21 protein-coding genes and 2 tRNA genes are annotated in these 19416 nt (G+C 73.0%); 18 read left to right on the forward strand and 5 right to left on the reverse strand.

Going from position 1 to position 19416, the window contains the following annotated elements; translation table 11 throughout:
• Window positions 1-86 precede the first annotated feature (86 nt).
• Complete coding sequence (locus ET495_RS01160) at window positions 87-620, forward strand: thymidine kinase (RefSeq protein WP_129205822.1); 534 nt, start codon at window positions 87-89, stop codon at window positions 618-620.
• Window positions 621-638: 18 nt separating this feature from the next.
• On the opposite strand, the gene ET495_RS01165 is transcribed toward ET495_RS01160, so the two are convergent.
• Entirely contained in the window at window positions 639-1214 is a 576-nt protein-coding gene (locus tag ET495_RS01165; RefSeq protein ID WP_129201947.1) for a protein-L-isoaspartate O-methyltransferase family protein, read from the reverse strand.
• Between the two features lie 284 nt (window positions 1215-1498).
• On the opposite strand from ET495_RS01165, the gene rplU reads away from it, so the two are divergent.
• The 6 genes from rplU to proB all read left to right on the forward strand — a co-directional run bounded on the left by rplU (window position 1499) and on the right by proB (window position 7435).
• Entirely contained in the window at window positions 1499-1807 is a 309-nt protein-coding gene (gene rplU / locus ET495_RS01170; RefSeq protein WP_129201949.1) for a 50S ribosomal protein L21, read from the forward strand.
• A gap of 68 nt (window positions 1808-1875) precedes the next feature.
• Window positions 1876-2133 carry a 50S ribosomal protein L27 gene (rpmA, locus tag ET495_RS01175; protein WP_129201951.1) on the forward strand — a complete coding sequence of 86 codons (258 nt, stop codon included), beginning with the start codon at window positions 1876-1878 and terminating at the stop codon, window positions 2131-2133.
• A gap of 80 nt (window positions 2134-2213) precedes the next feature.
• Complete coding sequence (gene obgE / locus ET495_RS01180; RefSeq protein ID WP_129201953.1) at window positions 2214-3731, forward strand: GTPase ObgE; 1518 nt, start codon at window positions 2214-2216, stop codon at window positions 3729-3731.
• A gap of 97 nt (window positions 3732-3828) precedes the next feature.
• Window positions 3829-5355 carry an immune inhibitor A domain-containing protein gene (locus ET495_RS19065; RefSeq protein ID WP_211340882.1) on the forward strand — a complete coding sequence of 509 codons (1527 nt, stop codon included), beginning with the start codon at window positions 3829-3831 and terminating at the stop codon, window positions 5353-5355.
• Window positions 5262-6230: an immune inhibitor A domain-containing protein gene (locus ET495_RS19070; RefSeq protein ID WP_211340883.1), complete on the forward strand. Its 969-nt coding sequence runs from the start codon at window positions 5262-5264 to the stop codon at window positions 6228-6230. Before ET495_RS19065 ends, ET495_RS19070 begins: the two co-directional genes overlap by 94 nt.
• A gap of 68 nt (window positions 6231-6298) precedes the next feature.
• Complete coding sequence (gene proB, locus ET495_RS01190) at window positions 6299-7435, forward strand: glutamate 5-kinase (RefSeq protein ID WP_129201955.1); 1137 nt, start codon at window positions 6299-6301, stop codon at window positions 7433-7435.
• Between the two features lie 80 nt (window positions 7436-7515).
• On the opposite strand, the gene ET495_RS19300 is transcribed toward proB, so the two are convergent.
• Both ET495_RS19300 and ET495_RS19305 read right to left on the reverse strand, forming a co-directional pair.
• Window positions 7516-8103, reverse strand: coding sequence for an MFS transporter (locus ET495_RS19300; protein WP_342770131.1), 588 nt, complete (start codon window positions 8101-8103; stop codon window positions 7516-7518).
• Window positions 8034-8897, reverse strand: a complete 864-nt coding sequence (locus ET495_RS19305) for an MFS transporter (protein WP_342770132.1) — start codon at window positions 8895-8897, stop codon at window positions 8034-8036. The genes ET495_RS19300 and ET495_RS19305 overlap by 70 nt, the downstream gene beginning before the upstream one ends.
• 46 nt (window positions 8898-8943) lie before the next feature.
• Here ET495_RS19305 and ET495_RS01200 point away from each other — a divergent pair, with 46 nt between their 5' ends.
• The 8 genes from ET495_RS01200 (at window position 8944) to ET495_RS01235 (ending at window position 14346) form a co-directional block, all read left to right on the forward strand.
• A complete protein-coding gene (locus ET495_RS01200) occupies window positions 8944-10272 on the forward strand; it encodes a glutamate-5-semialdehyde dehydrogenase (protein ID WP_129201958.1) in 1329 nt (442 codons plus the stop codon).
• 223 nt (window positions 10273-10495) lie between these two features.
• Entirely contained in the window at window positions 10496-11098 is a 603-nt protein-coding gene (nadD, locus tag ET495_RS01205) for a nicotinate-nucleotide adenylyltransferase (RefSeq protein WP_245993227.1), read from the forward strand.
• Window positions 11091-12173 (forward strand): hypothetical protein, encoded by a 1083-nt coding sequence (locus tag ET495_RS01210; RefSeq protein WP_129201962.1) that lies wholly within the window; start codon window positions 11091-11093, stop codon window positions 12171-12173. Before nadD ends, ET495_RS01210 begins: the two co-directional genes overlap by 8 nt.
• Window positions 12170-12574 carry a ribosome silencing factor gene (gene rsfS, locus ET495_RS01215; RefSeq protein ID WP_129201964.1) on the forward strand — a complete coding sequence of 135 codons (405 nt, stop codon included), beginning with the start codon at window positions 12170-12172 and terminating at the stop codon, window positions 12572-12574. The genes ET495_RS01210 and rsfS overlap by 4 nt, the downstream gene beginning before the upstream one ends.
• Window positions 12575-12582: 8 nt before the next feature.
• Window positions 12583-13287: a histidine phosphatase family protein gene (locus ET495_RS01220; RefSeq protein WP_129201966.1), complete on the forward strand. Its 705-nt coding sequence runs from the start codon at window positions 12583-12585 to the stop codon at window positions 13285-13287.
• Between the two features lie 106 nt (window positions 13288-13393).
• Window positions 13394-13466 (forward strand) — tRNA-Ala (locus ET495_RS01225).
• Window positions 13467-13509: 43 nt separating this feature from the next.
• A tRNA-Ala gene (locus ET495_RS01230) sits at window positions 13510-13582 on the forward strand.
• A 581-nt stretch (window positions 13583-14163) separates the two neighbouring features.
• Window positions 14164-14346 carry a hypothetical protein gene (locus ET495_RS01235; protein ID WP_129201968.1) on the forward strand — a complete coding sequence of 61 codons (183 nt, stop codon included), beginning with the start codon at window positions 14164-14166 and terminating at the stop codon, window positions 14344-14346.
• Window positions 14347-14938: 592 nt separating this feature from the next.
• Here ET495_RS01235 and ET495_RS01240 read toward each other — a convergent pair.
• Entirely contained in the window at window positions 14939-15550 is a 612-nt protein-coding gene (locus ET495_RS01240; protein ID WP_211340885.1) for a TetR/AcrR family transcriptional regulator, read from the reverse strand.
• Between the two features lie 119 nt (window positions 15551-15669).
• On the opposite strand from ET495_RS01240, the gene ET495_RS01245 reads away from it, so the two are divergent.
• Window positions 15670-16428: an SDR family NAD(P)-dependent oxidoreductase gene (locus tag ET495_RS01245; protein WP_129201972.1), complete on the forward strand. Its 759-nt coding sequence runs from the start codon at window positions 15670-15672 to the stop codon at window positions 16426-16428.
• Between the two features lie 18 nt (window positions 16429-16446).
• On the opposite strand, the gene ET495_RS01250 is transcribed toward ET495_RS01245, so the two are convergent.
• Window positions 16447-17208 carry an SDR family NAD(P)-dependent oxidoreductase gene (locus ET495_RS01250; RefSeq protein ID WP_129201974.1) on the reverse strand — a complete coding sequence of 254 codons (762 nt, stop codon included), beginning with the start codon at window positions 17206-17208 and terminating at the stop codon, window positions 16447-16449.
• A gap of 124 nt (window positions 17209-17332) precedes the next feature.
• Here ET495_RS01250 and ET495_RS01255 point away from each other — a divergent pair, with 124 nt between their 5' ends.
• The gene (locus ET495_RS01255) at window positions 17333-18508 is read left to right on the forward strand and encodes a thiolase family protein (RefSeq protein WP_129201976.1); all 1176 of its coding nucleotides are present in this window, start codon (window positions 17333-17335) and stop codon (window positions 18506-18508) included.
• A gap of 75 nt (window positions 18509-18583) precedes the next feature.
• A complete protein-coding gene (locus tag ET495_RS01260) occupies window positions 18584-19405 on the forward strand; it encodes an enoyl-CoA hydratase-related protein (RefSeq protein WP_129201978.1) in 822 nt (273 codons plus the stop codon).
• Window positions 19406-19416 lie beyond the last annotated feature (11 nt).

Raw genomic sequence — 19416 nt, forward strand, 5'->3', positions numbered from 1 at the left:
CGCCGTCCGGTCCGCCCGGGGCGCGAGGGCGCGCGGCGTCGGAGCTCGCCGGGGGAGCGGGGCGCATCGAGGTCGTCGCCGGGCCCATGTTCGCGGGCAAGTCTGAGGAGCTCGTGCGGCGGGTGCGCCGCGCGCGGCTGGCTCACCGGGGCGTCGTCGTCGTCAACCACGCGCTCGACGTGCGTGCGGGCGGCGGCCGGGTGGCGTCCCACTCGGGGCTGGAGGTGCCTTCGGCCACGGTGGCCGGCGCCGGCGAGATCCCCGGGCTCGTGGAGCCGGGCACCGAGCTCGTCGCGATCGACGAGGCGCAGTTCTTCGGACCCGAGCTCGTCCCGGTCGCGGTGGCGCTCGCCGACGCGGGACTCGTCGTCGTCGTGGCGGGGCTGTCGGTGACCTTCGACGGCTCGCCCTTCGAGCCGCTGCCCGCGCTCATGGCGGTGGCGGAGCGCGTCGACAAGCTCACCGCTGTGTGCATGGTGTGCGGGCGTGACGCCGCCTACCACGTGCGCGTCGCGCGCGGCGTCGCGCTCGACGGCGGTGCGGACGCGGCCGCGCCGGTCGCGGCGCACGTCGGTGGGGCGGAGTCGTACGAGGCCCGCTGCCGCGCCCATCGCGGCTGACGGGTGCGCGCCGGCCGCTCACTCCTCGATCAGGGGGACGAACGCGTAGGTCCCGTGCTCCGAGAGGTGTGGGAACCCGTCGGGTCCGACCCGCACGCACGTCATCGTGTGGCCGACGGGGATGACCATCCGGCCGCCGGGGGCGATCTGCGCCACCAGCGGGGCCGGCAGCCGGCGGGCCGCCGCGGAGACGAGGATCCGTTCCCAGCCGCCGTCGCGCGGCCAGCCCAGCACCCCGGGGAGGGCCGCCACCTCGCTCGCCCACGGCATGCCGTGCCGGGCGAGGTTGGTGGCGCCCCAGGCGGCCAGGTCCGCGCGCCTCTCGACGCCGAGCACCCGCCCGTCGGGCCCGACCAGGTGGGCCAGGAGCGCCGTCGTCCAGCCCGAGCCGGCGCCGACGTCGAGCACACGGGCGCCGGGGTGGACGTCGAGGAGGCGCAGCATCGCCGCGACGGTCGACGGCTGGGAGCACGTCTGCCCGTGCCCGATGGCGAGCGGGCGGTCCTGACCGGCGGAGGCGAGCGCGGCCCGCGGCAGGAACCCACGGCGGTCCACCGTGCGCAGGGCGGCCTCGACGTCGTCGTCGCAGTCCATCCGCCCATGCTCCCGCCCGAACGCTCACGCCGCACAAGGGCGCGCACGTCGGCGCGCGCGTCGTCGTTCCGGTGGGCGCGCGTGCCGTCCTGCCGGGGCCCTGTTCGCCGGGGAGCGGTGCTCGTGTAGACTCTTGTGTCGGCACGCCCATCGGCGTGCCAGTCCCGTGTGCCCCACGGACGCACCGCACTCGACCGCCGCGGCGGGCCAGCAATGGAACTCGAGTTGCAGACCAAGACGGTGTACGACGCCGTGCGGCACGCCCAGACCAGGAGAGACGCAACATGGTGTACGCGATCGTCAAGGCCGGTGGCCGTCAGGAGAAGGTGTCCGTCGGTGACATCGTCGTCATGAACAGCATCGAGGCGAAGGCCGGTGACACGGTCGAGCTTCCCGCGCTGCTGCTGGTCGACGGGGAGAAGGTGACCACCGACGCCGCGAAGCTGGCGAAGGTCAAGGTCACGGCTGAGGTCGTGCGGGACGAGAAGGGCCCGAAGATCGTCATCCTCAAGTACAAGAACAAGACCGGCTACCGCAAGCGCCAGGGTCACCGCCAGTCGCTGACCCGCCTCAAGGTCACCGGCATCAAGTGACTTCCGCTGCGGGCGCCCCGGCGCCCGCGCGATCTTCTTCCCGTACGTCCTGAAAGCAGGTCCCCAGAATGGCACACAAGAAGGGCGCGAGCTCCTCGCGCAACGGTCGTGACTCGAACGCCAAGTCGCTCGGCGTGAAGCGCTTCGGCGGTCAGGTCGTCAAGTCGGGCGAGATCATCGTCCGCCAGCGCGGCACCCACTTCCACCCGGGCGAGAACGTCGGCCGCGGTGGCGACGACACGCTGTTCGCACTGGCCGCCGGCGCGGTCAAGTTCGCGACGCGCCGCGGCCGCAAGGTCGTGGACATCGTCACGGCAGAGGCCTGAGCCTCAGCCCGAACGTCTGCGGAGGGGGACGCGCCGGAGTCGGCGCGTCCCCCTCGTCTTGCTCTTGAGAGGATGCCCCCATGGCCAGCTTTGTCGACAGGGTCGTGCTGCACGCTGCCGGCGGTGACGGTGGCCACGGAGTCGCCTCGATCCGCCGCGAGAAGTTCAAGCCGCTCGCCGGCCCCGACGGCGGCAACGGCGGCGACGGCGGCAGCGTCCGCCTCGTCGTCGACCCCCAGACGACGACGCTGCTCGCCTACCACCACTCGCCGCACCGCAGCGCGACGAGCGGCACGCAGGGCATGGGCGACGATCGTGACGGCGCCAAGGGCGAGGACCTGGTGCTGACCGTCCCGGACGGCACGGTCGTCAAGGACCTCGACGGGAACGTGCTGGCCGACCTGGTCGGTGCGGGCGCCGAGTACGTCGTGGCGGCCGGCGGTCGCGGCGGCCTGGGCAACCGGGCGCTCGCCTCGCCCAAGCGCAAGGCCCCGGGGTTCGCGCTGCTGGGCGAGCCGGGGGAGACGGCCGACGTCGTGCTCGAGCTCAAGACCATCGCCGACGTCGCGCTGGTGGGCTTCCCGAGCGCCGGCAAGTCGTCCCTGGTCGCCGCTGTCTCGGCCGCCCGCCCGAAGATCGCCGAGTACCCGTTCACCACGCTCGTGCCCAACCTGGGCGTGGTCGAGGCGGGCGACTCGCGTTTCACCGTCGCCGACGTGCCGGGCCTCATCCCGGGGGCGAGCGAGGGCAAGGGGCTGGGGCTGGAGTTCCTGCGGCACATCGAGCGCACCGCCGTGATCGTGCACGTGCTCGACTGCGCGACGCTGGAGCCGGGGCGCGACCCCATCAGCGACCTTGACGTCATCGAGGGCGAGCTCGCCGCGTACGCAGGCGACCTCGGGATCGAGGGCGGTCGGGTGCCGCTCACCGAGCGGCCCCGGCTGGTCGTGCTCAACAAGATCGACGTGCCCGAGGCGCGTGAGCTCGCCGACTTCGTCAAGCCCGAGCTCGAAGCGCGCGGGCTGCGGGTGTTCGAGATCTCGACCGCGAGCCACGAGGGGCTGCGCCCGCTGACGTTCGCGCTCGCGCAGATCGTGGAGCAGGCGCGCGCCGAGGCGCCGGCGCCCGCTCCCGCACGTGTCGTCCTGCGCCCCCGCGCCGTCGACGACGCGGGCTTCACGGTGACCCGCAAGCAGGACGCCGACGGCGTGTACTTCGAGGTGCGCGGCTCGAAGCCCGAGCGCTGGGTGCGCCAGACGGACTTCAACAACGACGAGGCCGTGGGCTTCCTGGCCGACCGGCTCGCCAAGCTGGGCGTCGAGGACCGCCTGTACAAGGCGGGCGCGGTCGCGGGCGACGAGGTGCGTATCGGGGACGAGCGCGACGCCGTCGTCTTCGACTGGGAACCCACGCTCATGACCGGCCCCGAGCTGCTCGGTTCGCGCGGCACCGACCTGCGCCTGGAGGACCGCTCGCGCAAGACGCGTGCCGAGAAGCGCCAGGAGTTCACCGAGCGCATGGACGCCAAGACCGAGGCGCGCCGCGAGCTGTGGACCGAGCGCGAGGCCGGCCACTGGGCCAGGCCGGACGACGACTGAAAACGTAACCTCTCTGCAATGGTGGCGTACGTCACATCTCCTTACACTCCGGTCAGCCTTGGCATTCGCCGAGGTCACACCGTGCAGGGAGGTAGCAGTGCGCAGAGTCTCAGCGGTCGCCGCGGGGTTGGCCCTCGTCGGCGCCTGCCTGGCCGCCACACCGGCCCAGGCAGCACCCGTCGTCAGCCCGCCGTCCCAGACCGTCCCCTCGGACAACCTGCCCAACCCGCTTGCCGAGAAGCAGGCGGCGTTGCGTGAGCAGGCGATCCAGCAGGTCCTGTCCGGCGACGCGCAGGTGCAGACGATCAACGGGTCGAAGGTCGTGCAGGTGGACGCCGGCACGGCCGACGGCCAGGCGCAGGCGAAGGGCCAGGGCAAGGGCAAGGGCCAGGGCCAGGGCAAGGGCCAGGGCAAGGGCCAGGGCAAGGGCCACGGTCAAGGAAAGGGCAAGGGCGGCAAGGACTCCTACCAGTCGAAGTACGTCGAGGTCGCCCGCGAGGGCACCGACCGCATCTTCGTCGTCCTCGTCGAGTTCGGTGACACCGCGCCCTCGTTCCCGCAGGACCCGAGCGCCCAGCGCACCACGGGCCCGCTGCACAACGAGATTCCCGCGCCGGACCGGTCGACCGACAACTCGACCGTCTGGGTCCCTGACCACGCACAGTCGTACTTCCAGGACCTGTACTTCGGCACCGGCGACGAGTCGCTCAAGGACTACATGCAGACGCAGTCCTCGGGCCGCTACAGCGTCGACGGCGTCGTGACCGACTGGGTCAAGGTGCCCTACACGCAGGCCCGCTACGGCACCGACCGGTGCGGCGGCACGGTCTGCGACGACGTCAAGCTGCTCATCCGCGACGCGGCCAAGCAGTGGGTCGACGACCAGCTCGCGCAGGGCCGCACGATGGCCGACGTCCAGGCCGAGCTGGCCACGTTCGACATCCAGGACCGCTACGACCTCGACGGCGACGGCGACTTCAACGAGCCCGACGGCTGGATCGACCACTTCCAGATCGTGCACGCGGGCGGGGACGAGGCCGACGGCGACCCGATCTACGGGACCGACGCCATCTGGAGCCACCGGTGGTACGCCAACCTGGCCTACGGCCCGAGCTGCTTCGACGGCCGCGCGTGCAACACCGGCACGCCGATCGGCGGCACGATCAACGCCGACGGCACCGTCACGGCGACCGACGACTTCACGGGCTTCTTCGTGGGTGACTACACCATCCAGCCCGAGAACGGCGGCCGATCGGTCTTCTACCACGAGTACACGCACGACCTGGGCCTGCCCGACGACTACAACGCGATCGTCGGCGGCGACAACAACAACGAGTACTGGACTCTCATGGCCCAGAGCCGGCTCGGGTCGGCCACGGACGGGGGCATCGGCGAACGCGGCGGCGACCTCGGGGCGTGGAACAAGCTCCAGCTCGGGTGGCTCGACTACACGCTCGTGCGCGCGGGCAGAAGAAGACCGTCACGCTCGGTGCGTCCGAGTACAACAGCAAGGACCCGCAGGCGGTCGTCGTGGCCCTGCCCGAGAAGCACGTCACGCACGATCTCGGGGCCCCGTACGCCGGCTCGGGCCAGTACTACTCGGGCCACACCGACAACAGCGTGATCTCGCTCGAACGGACCGTGACCGTGCCCGCCGGCGACCCCGTGCTGACCTTCCAGACGCGGTACGACATCGAGTCCGGGTACGACTACGTGCAGGTGCTCGCCAACGGTGCCCGGGTCGACGCGTGGGACGGCACCCAGGCGGCCTGGGGGCAGCGGTCGGTCGACCTGTCGGCCTACGCCGGGCAGAGCGTCGAGCTGACCTTCGCCTATGTCACCGACCCGGCGGTCTCGGGCAACGACCCGGCGGTGCCCGACGGCGTCGTCCTCGACGACATCGCGCTGGGCGGCACCGTCATCGGCGACGCCGAGGGCGGGCTGGGCGAGTGGTCGGGCGACGGGTTCGTGGCGGCGGGGGCGACGTACGAGACGAGCCACCCCGGCTACTACATCGCCGCCAACCGCACCTACGTGTCGTACGACCAGTACCTCAAGACGGGCCCGTACTTCTTCGGGTACGGTGCGGCGCTGCCGAACAAGGTCGACCACTTCGCCTACCAGCAGGGCCTGCTCATCTCGTACTGGGACACGTCGGTCGCCGACAACGACACCGTCGTCCACCCCGGCAGTGGCCGGAACCTGTACATCGACGCCCACCCCGAACCGTTCGCGCAGACCTCGACGGGCGACCTGTGGCGCGCCCGCGTGCAGGTCTACGACGCCCCGTTCGGCCTGGCGCGCACCGACCGGGTGACCCTCCACGTCGACGGCGTGCCCAACACGTTCGGCGGGCTGCCGGGCAACCCCGTCTTCCGCGACACCGACACCTACTTCTACGACGCGATGCCGAACCAGGGCGTCAAGCTCCCCGGCGTCGGTGTCACGATCGCCGTCAAGAACCAGAACGGCACCCGCATGACGGTCGCCGTGTCCTGACCCGGCCGGCGCCCGGGGGCGACCACCCCCCGGGCGCCACGCCCGTCGTCGCGGGCACGTCAGCGATGATGGGAGGCGTGACCCTCGCACGAACCCGCTCCGCCCTGCCGGCCGCCCGGCGCGTCGTCGTCAAGATCGGCTCGTCGTCGCTCACGGGCACCGACGGGCACCTCGACCTCGATGCGCTGCGCGCGCTCGTCGAGGTGCTGGCCAAGGCGCACGCCGACGGCACCCAGGTGGTGCTCGTGACCTCGGGTGCCGTGGCCGCCGGCATCGGCCCGCTCGGGCTCCCCGCGCGGCCGCGCGACCTGGCGACCATGCAGGCCGCCGCCTCCGTCGGCCAGGGCCTGCTCGTCGCTCGCTACGCCGAGGCGTTCGCGCACCACGGCGTGCGGGTCGGCCAGGTGCTGCTCACGGCCGAGGACACGGTGCGGCGCCTGCGCTACAAGAACGCCCAGCGCTCGCTGTCGCGGCTGCTCGCGCTCGACGTCGTCCCCGTCGTCAACGAGAACGACGCCGTGACCACCGACGAGCTCAAGTTCGGCGACAACGACCGGCTCGCCGCGCTCGTCTCGCACCTGGTGCGGGCCGACGCCCTCGTGCTGCTCACCGACGTCGACGGCCTGCACGACCGCCCTCCGACGCACCCCGGCGCGCAGCGCATCTCCCACGTCGGCGACCTTGCCGAGATCGCCGACGTGCCCGTCACCAGCAGGGGCAGCGCCGTCGGCACGGGCGGGATGGTCACCAAGCTGGAGTCGGTGCGGATCGCGACGTGCTCGGGCATCCCCGTGGTGCTCACCGCGGCGGTCAACGCCGCGCGGGCGCTCGCGGGCGACGACGTCGGCACGTTCTTCGCGGCCACGGGGCGGCGGGCGTCGGCGCGCCGGCTGTGGATCGCGCACGCCGCACGCGTGCGGGGTCGCCTGCACGTCGACGACGGCGCCGCGCGCGCCGTCCTGGGCGGGCGGGCGTCGCTGCTGCCTGCGGGGATCACACGCGTCGAGGGTGATTTCGACGCGGGCGACCCCGTCGAGCTCGTCGGTCCCGACGGCGTGGTCGTGGCGCGCGGCCTGGTCGCGTTCGACTCCCACGAGCTGCCGGCGCTGCTGGGCAGGCACACCTCGGACCTGCGCGCGTCGCTGGGGGAGGGCTACGACCGTGAGGTCGTGCACCGCGACGACCTGGTGCTCAACGGGGTCTGACCCTCGGCGGTGGCATGCGTCGGTGCACCGGACGGGCCGGATCGTGCACGAGCCCGTCCCGTCGCCGGGGTGGGCCGGGCCTACTCCTCGAGGCGGCGGCCCTTCAGCTCGGTTAGGAGGCTGGCGCCGACGACGGCCAGGGCGAAGGCGGCCGCGAACGTCGTGAAGACGCCGCCCGTGCCGATCGACGCGTGCAGGGGCAGGACCAGCAGGGGCGCGAGGATCGAGGCGAGGCGCCCGAACGCCGTCGCGCTCCCGGCGCCCGTGGCGCGGACGCGCGTCGGGTAGCTCTCCGGCGTCACCGCGTACAGGGCGCCCCACGCGCCCAGGTTGAAGAACGACAGCAGGACGCCCGCCGTCAGGATCTGCGGGACGGAGCCGGCGAGGCCGAACCCGACGGCCGAGGCCGCCGATCCCGCGAGGAACGTCACGAGCACCGCACGGCGCCCCCAGACCTCGATGAGCCATGCCGACACGGCGTACCCCGGAAGCTGCGCGAGCGTGATCACGAGCGTGTAGCCGAACGAGCGCACCATCGAGAAGCCGTCGGCGACCAGCAGGGTCGGTATCCAGGTGAACGCGCCGTAGTAGGCGAAGTTCACCCCGAACCACGTGAGCCAGAGCGCGATCGTCCGCCGGCGCAGCGCGGGCGCGAACAGCTCGCGCACGGTGACGCGGGCAGGCGCGGCCGACGTCGCCGCGGGGCCCGTTGCGCCCGTTGCGCCCGGTGCGCCGTGGCCCGCGGGCGCGCTCGGGGCTGAGTGCGCGGGGAGTCCTGGCGCGCGCCGGCCGACGTCTCGAAGACCCGCACCGCCGCCTCCGCCTCGTCGTGGCGGCCCCGGCGCTCCAGGAAGCGCACCGACTCGGGCAGGTTCGTGCGCACGTACAGCGCGTAGGCCGCGGGCACGAGCCCGATCGCGAACGCCCACCGCCATCCGTTGGCGGACGAGGGCACGAGCAGCAGCCCGACGACGGCGGCCGCAACCCACCCCACCGCCCAGAACGACTCCAGGACGACGACGACGCGCCCGCGGATCCGTGCGGGGGCGTACTCGCTGACCAGCGTCGAGGCCACGGGCAGCTCGGCCCCGAGCCCCAGGCCGACGACGAACCGCAGCGCCAGCAGCACCGCGAGCCCGCCGGCCAGCGCCGAGGCGCCCGTGGCCAGCCCGTACACGAGCAGCGTGAGGGCGAACACCTGGCGCCGGCCCACCCGGTCGGCGAGCATCCCGCCGAGCGCGGCACCGACGGCCATGCCGGCGAACCCGATCGAGCCGAGCAACGAGCGCTCGCCCGTGGACAGCGCCCACTGCTCGCCGATCGCGACGAGCACGAACGACATGATGCCCACGTCCATGGCGTCGAGCGCCCATCCGATCCCGGAGCCGACGAGCAGGCGCGTGTGCGCGCGTGTGAACGGCAGCCGGTCGAGCCGCTCGGTACGGGTGGAGACCGCGGTCATCCTCGGATTCTGCCTGCTTGCGGCGGCGGACAGTAGGCTCGTGCGCATGACTGCCGTCACGCCCTCCTCCGCAGTGCCGAGCCCCACCGCGCCGTCGCCCGCGGCGGATCCCGACGTCGAGGCTGCGGTGCGCGCGGTCGCCCGCCGGTCACAGGTCGCCTCGCGTGCGCTCGCGACCGCCAGCCGGGGGGTCAAGGACGCCGCGCTGCACGCCGTCGCGGACGCGCTGGAAGCGGCGGCGGACGAGATCGTGGCGGCGAACGGGCAGGACGTCGAGCGTGAGCGTGCGGGCGGCATGGACGCAGGCCTGCTCGACCGGCTGGCCCTGACGCCGGCGCGGGTCGGGTCCATCGCGGCCGCGCTGCGCGCGGTCGCCGCGCTGCCCGACCCGGTCGGGGACGTGGTGCGCGGGCAGACCCTGCCCAACGGCCTGCGGCTGCAGCAGCTGCGCGTGCCGATGGGCGTGGTCGGCATGATCTACGAGGCGCGGCCCAACGTCACGGTCGACGCCGCGGGCCTCGCGCTCAAGAGCGGCAACGCCGTGATCCTGCGCGGCGGCTCGGCGGCGATCCGGTCCAACGAGGTGATCGTGCGGGTCCTCCGCGACGCGCTCGAGGGCCAGGGCCTGCCCGCCGACCTGGTGCAGACCATCGACGCCTACGGCCGGCCCGGCGGGGTCGCGCTCATGCACGCGCGCGGCCTGGTCGACGTCCTCATCCCGCGCGGCGGGGCGAGCCTGATCCGCACCGTCGTCGAGGAGTCCTCGGTGCCGGTGATCGAGACCGGCGTCGGCAACGTCCACGTCTACGTCGACGCCTCGGCGAACCTCGACCAGGCGGTCGACATCGTGATGAACGCCAAGACGCAGCGCGTCGGGGTGTGCAACGCGGCCGAGACCCTGCTGGTTCACGCCGACGCCGCGGGTGCGTTCCTGGGCCGGATGCTGACCGCGCTGGCCGGCGCCGGCGTGGTGCTGCACGGTGATGCGCGGACGGCCGCGGCGGCCCCCGCGGACGTCGTCGTGAGCCCGGCGACCGAGCACGACTGGGCCACCGAGTACCTGGCTCTCGAGCTCGCCGTGCGGGTGGTCGACTCGATCGACGAGGCGATCGACCACATCCGCACCTACTCCTCGGGGCACACCGAGGCGATCCTGACCAACGACCTGTCGGCGGCCGACCGGTTCGTGGCGGAGGTCGACTCGGCCGCGGTGATGGTCAACGCCTCGACGCGGTTCACCGACGGAGGCGAGCTCGGGCTGGGCGCCGAGATCGGCATCTCGACCCAGAAGCTGCACGCGCGTGGCCCGATGGGGCTTGCCGAGCTGACCACCACGAAGTGGGTGGTCCGCGGCGAGGGCCATGTGCGGCCGTGAGAGACTGACCCGACCACCGCGGCCCGCCGACGGCGGTCCGCGGAACGAACACGAACCCAGACGGAGGATCCATGGAACCCGTTGTCGTCGGCCTGCTGGCCTTCGGTGCGCTCGTCGTCGCTCTCTTGGCGACGTACGCGTTCCGCAACGTGGGGAACCGCCACTGAGCATGGGGCGCGGCATGAGCCCGGCGGAGCGGACGGGCCGCCCTCGAGTCGGCGTGATGGGTGGCACGTTCGACCCGATCCACCACGGCCACCTCGTGGCCGCGTCCGAGGTCGCGGCGAGCTACGGGCTCGACGAGGTGGTCTTCGTCCCGACGGGCAAGCCGAGCTTCAAGCAGGACCGCAAGGTCACCTCGGCCGAGCATCGCTACCTGATGACGGTGATCGCGACGGCGTCCAACCCGCGGTTCATGGTGAGCCGGGTCGACATCGACCGGCCGGGTCTGACGTACACGGTCGACACGCTCCGAGACCTGAGCGCGCAGCGCCCGGACGCCGATCTGTTCTTCATCACGGGGGCTGATGCGGTGGCGCAGATCCTCGCGTGGAAAGACGCGTCTGCGCTTTGGGGCATGGCTCATTTCGTGGCCGTCAACCGTCCAGGGCACAATCTGAGCATCGACGGCATCCCCGAAGGGGCGGTGACGACGTTGGAGGTTCCCGCGTTGGCGATCTCCTCGACGGACTGCCGCCGCCGGGCCGAAGCCGGAAAGCCCGTCTGGTACCTGGTACCCGACGGCGTGGTCCAGTACATCGCCAAGCACGGCCTGTATCGAGGTCAGAGCGTCGAGTCGAACAGGGACGAGGCACACGATGAGTGAGAGCAACCCGGGCCGCCCGCTGACGCGGCGTGAGATCCGTGAGCGCGAGCAGGCGGCCCGCGCCGCCGCCGCGGGTGCCGCGCCAGGTGGCGCGCCGAGTCCCGCCGCGCCGTCACCGGCACCGGCGCTCACCCGCCGTTCGCTGCACGCTCCCGCCGCACCGGCGCCGGCCTCGGCGCCGGTGGTCCGCCCCCCTGTGTCGACGGGCGGGATCCGAGGTCTCGACGAGACGGGTCGGCTCACGCCGGTCCAGCGCCCCGCGGGGGCACCGGTCGCCGCGTCACCAGCCGCACCCGTCGTGCCGGCGCCGACCCGGACGTCGGCGCGCCAGCCCGCCGCCGGGGGTCCGACGCCGCCGTCCGCCGCTGCGTTCCCGCGGCCCGCCGGGGGCCCGCCGCAGTCCGGCTCGCCCGCGCCGTCGATCGGGCAGACGTCCGTGACCGCTCCGCGCCTCGCGCCCGTCCAGGCCCCGGCCGCCGGTGTGAGCCCAGCCGTGGTGACCCCCGCCCCGGTGAGGCCCGCTGCGGCGGGTGCCGCCGTGACGGCTCCTCGCGTCGCGCCCACGTCGCTTCCTGCTCCGGCTGCTCCGCCGACGACGCGCTCTCCGTGGGCGTCGACGGCGGCGCCTGCCTCCACGCCGGCTGCCGCGGCACCAGGCGCGGTGGCACCGGCCTCAGCCGCGGCGGGGGTCGCCCCGCACGCGGGGGCCGTTCCGGCCGCACCGAGCTGGGGTTCGATCACCGCCGGCTCGACAGGCGCCCCGGCCGATGCGACGCCGTCGCCGCTGCCCGGAGCACTGCCGCCGTCGCAGCCCCAGCCGTCGCCCTTCGACTCGTTCGTCACCCCCGAGCACCCGGTGCGCGCGCGGGCCGAGGCGCCGGCCTCGGACGACGACGAGGACGAGGACCTCCGCTCGTCGTACACCTGGCTTCACTACATCATCCTGTTCGTCGTCGCGTTCGTGCTGGGCCTGTTGCTGTGGAAGCTCGTCCTCGACGAGGGCCCGAGCTTCCCGAGCGCGACCGGCGCCGCCGTCGTGACCGACACGACCACCCCATCGAGAGGGATTCTGTGACCGCGACCGAGCGTGCCGTCGAGCTGGCGGGAGTCGCCGCCCGTGCGGCGTCCGAGCTCAAGGCTGAGGAGATCATCGCCCTCGATGTCAGCGAGCAGCTCGTCCTGACGGACGTGTTCCTCATTGCGTCGGGCACCAACGAGCGCCAGGTAGCCGCGATCGTCGACGCGATCGAGGAAGCCATGCACAAGGCCGGTGCCAAGCCGATCCGCCGCGAGGGCAAGTCCGAGGGCCGGTGGGTGCTGCTCGACTTCGGCGAGGTCGTGGTGCACGTCCAGCACGCCGAGGACCGCGTCTACTACGCGCTCGAACGGCTGTGGAAGGACTGCCCCGTCGTGCCGTTGCCCGCCGACGTCGTCGCACCGGCCGCAGGGCCGGAAACAGCGACGACCACGCACTGAGGCACGCGGTGGGCGCGGGGACCGTCGTCCTGCTGCGGCACGGGCGAACCGCGTGGAACGTGGCCGAACGGCTCCAGGGCCAGACCGACGTCCCGCTCGACGACGTCGGGCGCTGGCAGGCAGGCGAGGCCGCTCGTGCGCTCGCGCGCACGCACCGCGCGGCGCTCGTCGTCGCGTCCGACCTGGGCCGGGCCACCGACACGGCCGCGGCGTACGCGGATCTGCTGGGGCTGGGCGTCGTGCCCGAGCCGCGCCTGCGCGAGCGCGGGTTCGGTGAGTGGGAGGGCCTGACGGGCGCTCAGATCGCCGCACGCTGGCCACAGCAGCACGCCGCGTGGCGGCGCGGGGACGACGAGACGGGAGTCCCCCCGGGCGGCGAGACCCGCGCGCAGGTGGCCGACCGTGCCCGTACCGCGATCGAGGAGCATGCGGCCGGGCTCGACCCCGCCGACACCCTCGTCGTGGTGTCGCACGGCGCGGCCATCACGCTCGCGGTCACGGCGATGCTCGGGCTGGACTCGGATTGGCGCGGCGTCGTCGGGCTCACCAACGCTCACTGGTCGCAGCTCACCCGGGCTCGTGGGGGGTCTCAGCCGCCGTGGCGGGTCGTCGCGCACAACGTCGGCGCTGCGTACGCGCCCGAGGCGTGGCGGGCCGGCCCGGAGACGGGTGCGGAGCAGGTCTCGGACACCGTGGGGATGACGGCGGGTTGAGCGCGCTCCGGCGTCCGCGAGCCGTCTGCCGATTTGGACGCGGCGACCCACAGCGCATAGGATCACGGACGTTCCTGCGGGCCTGAGGCCGGCGGGCAACGATCGCGGGGCTGTGGCGCAGCTGGTAGCGCACCTGCATGGCATGCAGGGGGTCAGGGGTTCGAGTCCCCTCAGCTCCACCGGATCGGCAAGAACATCCGATGGGTGGGTTTCCGCCCTTTCGGGGCTGTGGCGCAGCTGGTAGCGCACCTGCATGGCATGCAGGGGGTCAGGGGTTCGAGTCCCCTCAGCTCCACCCCAAGTGTCTTACGGGAACACGCGACATCGAAAGATGTGGTGTGTTCCCGTTTCGCTTTCCTGCCTTCGTCGCCGCTGTCCCCGAAGCCCACTCTCAGGTGCGCCGCGAGGGCAGGGATCTCTCGGGGGTCGCCGATCCGGGCCCACCTTTGATCATGGATCGACGGTTCTGATGCTCCAGGGTCGCTGACCTGCTCGACCTCGGGTTGCAGCCACCACCGGTGGCGGGCGGCCCACTGCCGGTGACATCGTCGCGGATGGGGCACCTTGTTGATGCGCTGAACAGCGCGTTCACCCGCTACCACACCAGGCGCCGCTACTCCGCGTGCGGCTACCTGGCACCGAACACCTTCGAGGCAGCTCAAGCCGCTACACTCGGCCTGACCGCGTCATCGCCGACGAGCGCGTCCAAGATCCAGGGGCAAGGCCCAGCCTCGGCTCTCCCGCACGGCGGAGATGAGCGTCATGCGCAACCGGAATCCAGGTCGGCCGGCCCCGCTGCGCGGTGCCGCCTGGTCTGGCGGTTCCGCTGGAACGATGACGAGGCGTGACCACGACGACGAGGGAAGGCGGGGCGGGATGGACGACGACGTGATGGAGGGTGTAGCGGTATGGGCGATGGGGACGCTGCGGGTCGAGCTTGCTGACGGCAAGAAGGTCGACGCCGGCAAGCGCGCACCCCTGCTCGCCCGGGTCGACCGCGCGACCGGCCGCGTAGAGCTGTACGTCGACAAGGACGGGATCGACGCGCTGATGCGCTGACCTCGATCGCCGGCACTGTGGCGGGCGGCGTCATGCGGGAGTGGCGCCCCCGCATGACGTCTCACGCCACCGCACCAGCAAACTGGCACAACGCCCTCAGCATCCGGGGTCGCCGATCCGGGCGAGCCCCACCGGGTTTTCGCGGCGCCGTGTCGGGGGCGTCCGCCCGCAGGTCGGGTCGGAGGACCAGCACCCGGCGGGGCACCTTCCCCGTGCGCGCCCACGCAACGCTTCCTGCGCGCCGGGGCAACTAACCGCGGCTGCCCACGGGTCGCGCGCAGTTCAACCCCCGCGTCGCCGTGTCCTCGCCGTGCTGGGCCACGGTGGATGCGTACCTCTTCGCGAGCGCGTTCACGCGCGGCGCCGGGCGCCGAGGGGCGCACCTCGGACGGCCACGGCGTGGCCGTGGAGTGCTCGTGCCTTGCGTACGCCCGGGCCGGTCCCCTAGCCTCGGCAGCGAGCGCCCGCTGAGCGAGCGTTCAGTCAGTCGGCGAGCACCGTTGGGTGCCTTCGCCTGCGTCCGGACGACGAGGGGGTCGTGGCCGTGGACCGTCGTGCGGTCCCTGACGTCGGCCGGTGGCCGTTCTCCGGTTCAGCGGGCGACGTGCTCGACCGCGGCGAGCGCGATGGCGACGTAGCGGCGCGCCACGTCCTGCGGGGCGTCCGATCCGTCGGGGCGGTACCAGCCCGCGATGCCCTGGCACATCGACAGGATCGCCCGGCCGCAGCCCTCGGGGTCAGGCGTGGCGAAGACGCTCGCCGCGCAGCCGTTCTCGATGATGGCGCGCAGCCGGCGCTCGATCCGGTCGCGGTGTGCGACGTAGCGGGCCAGGCCATCGCCGGTCAGTGCCCGCCGCTCCGAGTCGAGGAAGGCGAGGTCGGGGTGGTGGGCCACGTACAGGCAGATCGCCTCGATCATCGCGGCGAACTGGCGCGCGGGGTCCTCCCCGGCCTCGTCGAGCGCGGTATCGACGTGCGACGACACGATCGACATGGCGTGGTCGAGCAGCGCGGCGAGCATCGCCTGCTTGTTCTCGAAGTGGTAGTAGAGAGCAGGCACGGTGACGCCGACCTGGCGCGCGATGGTGCGCACGCTGGTGGCGTCGTAGCCGTGCGCGACGACCTGATCCAGGGTTGCGCGGAGGATGGGCGGCAGCGACAGGGGCGGAAAGTCCCGCCACGAGGGCACAGGCGTCTCGGTCATCGTCCCCACTTTCGTCGCCTCCTGCGCAGCGGACTCGAACGGCGTCATTCAACCATTGAGCAAGCGATCGGTAAGTGGCATGGTGCGCGTCGGCGCGCCGCGAAGGAGGAGGTCACGGCATGAGGCTTCACGGAAAGACCGCGCTCGTCACAGGTGCTGCGTCGGGTCTCGGGTTGGCGACGGTGGCCCGGTTGGCCGCGGACGGCGCACGGGTGGTCGCCGTCGACCTGCCGTCGGCGGACGGTTCGTCCCTCGATCGTCTCGGACCCGCGGTGCGTCGTGCCGGCGCCGACGTCACCGACGAGGACGCCGTCGCGCACGCGGTCGCCCTGGCCAACGACGAGGGGTCGTTGGCCGTGGCGGTCAACTGTGCGGGAATCGGGAGCGCGCACCGGACCGTCGGCAAGAGCGGGCCGTTCCCCCTCGCCGACTTCGCGCGTGTCGTGACGGTCAACCTCATCGGCACGTTCAACGTCGTGCGGCTCGCGGCGGCGGCGATGGCCGCCAACGAGCCGGACGGGGAGGAGCGTGGCGTCGTCGTCAACACGGCCTCGGTCGCGGCATTCGATGGCCAGGTGGGCCAGGCCGCGTACTCGGCGTCCAAGGGCGGCGTCGTCGGTATGACTCTGCCGATCGCGCGCGACCTCGCGCCGCTGCGCATCCGTGTGGTCACGATCGCGCCCGGCCTGTTCGACACGCCGCTCCTCGGGGCGCTGCCCGACGAGGTGCGCGAGTCTCTGGGCTCGCAGGTACCGCACCCCAGCCGGCTCGGCTCGCCGACGGAGTACGCCGACCTGGTGGCAGCGATCGTCGGCAACCCGATGCTCAACGGGGAGACGATCCGTCTCGACGGCGCGATCCGCATGGCGCCGCGGTGACGACGCGCGGGCACGCCGTCACAGGGCGGACATGCCTCCGTCGACGACGAGGGAGGCCCCGGTCATGTACGACGACGCGGGGGAGGCGAGGAACACGAGCGCGGCATCGAGCTCGCGCTGCTCGCCGAACCGGCCCAGCATGCTCTCGCGGCTGACCATCGCGCGCAGCTGGTCGCCGTCGCGCTCGGTCATCTCGCTGGTGAAGTACCCGGGGCTCAGCGCGTTGACGCGGATGCCCTTGCGTGAGGACCACTCCTGGGCGAGGTCGCGCGTCAGGCCGAGGACACCGGCCTTGCTCGCGGCGTAGGCCGCCTGGGGGAAGCGCGGCGCCACGTGCCCCAGGACGCTCGCGACGTTGACGATCGCCGAGCCGTGCGGCATGTGGGGCGCGCAGGCCTGCGACATCCAGAACGTCCCGCAGAGGTTGACGTCCAGCACGCGCCGGAAACCCTCCTCGGTCTCGCGCGACGACGGTACCGAGGTGCCGGCCCCGGCGTTGTTGACCAGGACGTCGATGCGCCCGAACTCGTCGACGGCGGCTGCGGCGGCGGAGCGGCACTGATCGGGGTCGCTGACGTCGGCGACGAACGTCGCCGCCCGCGCCCCCGCGGCCGAGAGGTCGTCGGCCAGCGCGGCGAGGCGGTCGCCGCGCCGCGCGACCAGGAGCAGAGACGCACCGACGGCGGCGAGCGCGTGCGCGAACCCGAGGCCGAGCCCCGAGCTGGCCCCGGTGAGCAGGACGGCGCGTCCGTCCAGGCGAAAGAAGGTCAGAGGGCTCATGGCGTGCGCTCCTCGATCGGCGGGTCTTGACGAGAGGTGTGACTGCCGTCACGATACTGAGCGAGCGCTCATTAAGACAAGGACGTCGCGGGCCATCCCCGCACGAGCCCAGAAGGGAACGCAGATGACCGAGGCCGTGATCATCGACGTCGTCCGCACCGCGTCCGGGAGAGGCAAGCCCGGCGGTGCGCTGTCCGGCGTCCACCCCGCGGATCTGCTCGCGACCGTGCTGTCGGCGCTGGTCGAGCGCAACGGCCTCGATCCCGGCGTCGTCGACGACGTCATCGCCGGCTGCGTCGGTCAGGCCGGTGACCAGGCACTGAACATCGGACGGACCGCGCTGCTCAGCGCCGGGTTCCCGATCTCGGTGCCGGGCACCACCGTCGACCGCCAGTGCGGGTCGAGCCAGCAGGCGGTCCACTTCGCCGCGCAAGGAGTCATCGCTGGCGCCTACGACGTCGTGATCGCGTGCGGCGTGGAGTCGATGAGCCGCGTGCCGATGGGCTCCGCGGCCGCCGGCGGGGACCCGCACGGGCCGCTCGCCGGCCGGTTCCCCAGCCTGCCGCACCAGGGCATCGGCGCCGAGCTCATCGCGGCACGATGGAACTTCGACCGGGCGCGGCTCGACGCCTACGCGGCACGGTCCCACGAGCGGGCCGCAGCCACGGCGGCAGCGGGCGGCTTCGAGAGCGAGATCGTGCCGGTCGTGCTGCCCGACGGCAGCAAGCACACGGTCGACGAGACCGTGCGCCCGGGAACGACAGCCGAGGCGCTCGCGGGCCTGCAGCCGGCGTTCCGCAAGGAGCGGTTCTCCCAGGCGTACCCCGAGATCGAGTGGGTCATCACCCCGGGCAACGCCTCGCCGCTCACCGACGGTGCATCGGCGGCCCTCATCACCAGCCGCGAGGCGGCGGAGCGGCTCGGCCTGAGCCCGCGCGCCCGCCTGCACGCCTTCGCCGTCGCGGGATCCGACCCGGAGATCATGCTCACCGGACCCCTGCCCGCCACGCACAAGATCCTGCGGCGCTCCGGTCTGTCGATCGACGACATCGACGCGTTCGAGGTCAACGAGGCGTTCGCTCCCGTGCCGCTCGCCTGGGCCGCGGAGTTCGGTGCGGACGAGGCGCGGCTCAACCCGCGCGGCGGTGCGATCGCGCTCGGTCACCCGCTGGGCGGCTCGGGCACCCGGCTCCTGGCGACGCTCGTCAACCACCTTGAGCAGACCGGCGGGCGCTATGGCCTGCAGACCATGTGCGAGGGCGGAGGCTCGGCCAACGCGACCCTTGTCGAGAGGATCTGAGATGGCTCGCCGCGACACCCGTCCCTCGGCGCGCGAGGCCAGGCGCCTCGCGCCCGGCCCCCGCGAGGTGCGCTGATGCCCGCAGACGAGGCCAGGTCATCCGCCCCCGCAGCGTTGTACGACGTCGACGACGGCGTCGCCGTCATCACGCTCAACCGGCCGCACGCGCTCAACGCCGTCAACGCAGCCCTCTCGACGGCGGTCGGGCACGGCCTGGAGCGGGCCGCGGCCGACCCGGGCGTCGGGGCGGTCGTCGTGACCGGCGCCGGACGCGCCTTCTGCGCGGGAGCGGACCTCAAGGAGCTGGCCCTGCGGCGTCCGATCACCGCCGACGGGCACCCCGAGTGGGGGCTCGGCGGGATCGTCCGGCACTGGATCGACAAGCCGCTCGTCGCGGCGGTCCACGGGTACGCGATGGGCGGCGGCACGGAGATCGCGCTGGCCTGCGACCTCGTGGTCGCGGCCGAGAGCGCCACGTTCGGGCTGCCCGAGGTCACACGGGGACTGTTCGCGGCGGCCGGCGGAGTGGTGCGGCTGCAACGTCAGGTTCCGCTCAAGCGTGCGCTGGAACTGGTGCTCCTCGGCGACGGGATCGACGCGGCGACGGCCCGCGAGTGGGGCCTGGTCAACCGCGTGGTGCCTGCGGCGCACCTCCAGCGCGAGGCGATCGGCCTCGCCCGGCGGATCGCCGCCAACGCCCCGCTCGCGCTGCGGCACGCCAAGCGCATGGTGTACCAGGCGGCGGCGGCAGGGTCGGACCGGGACCCGGACTGGACCGGCCGAGACCCGTGGGAGGCCAACGACGAGGCGATGCGCGTGGTGTTCGCGAGCGCGGACGCCGCCGAGGGCGCCCGCGCGTTCGCCGAGAAGCGTGAGCCGCGCTGGAGCGATCGATGAGGGGGCCTCGG

Source organism: Xylanimonas allomyrinae, from assembly GCF_004135345.1.
GTDB classification, from domain to species: Bacteria; Actinomycetota; Actinomycetes; order Actinomycetales; family Cellulomonadaceae; genus Xylanimonas; species Xylanimonas allomyrinae.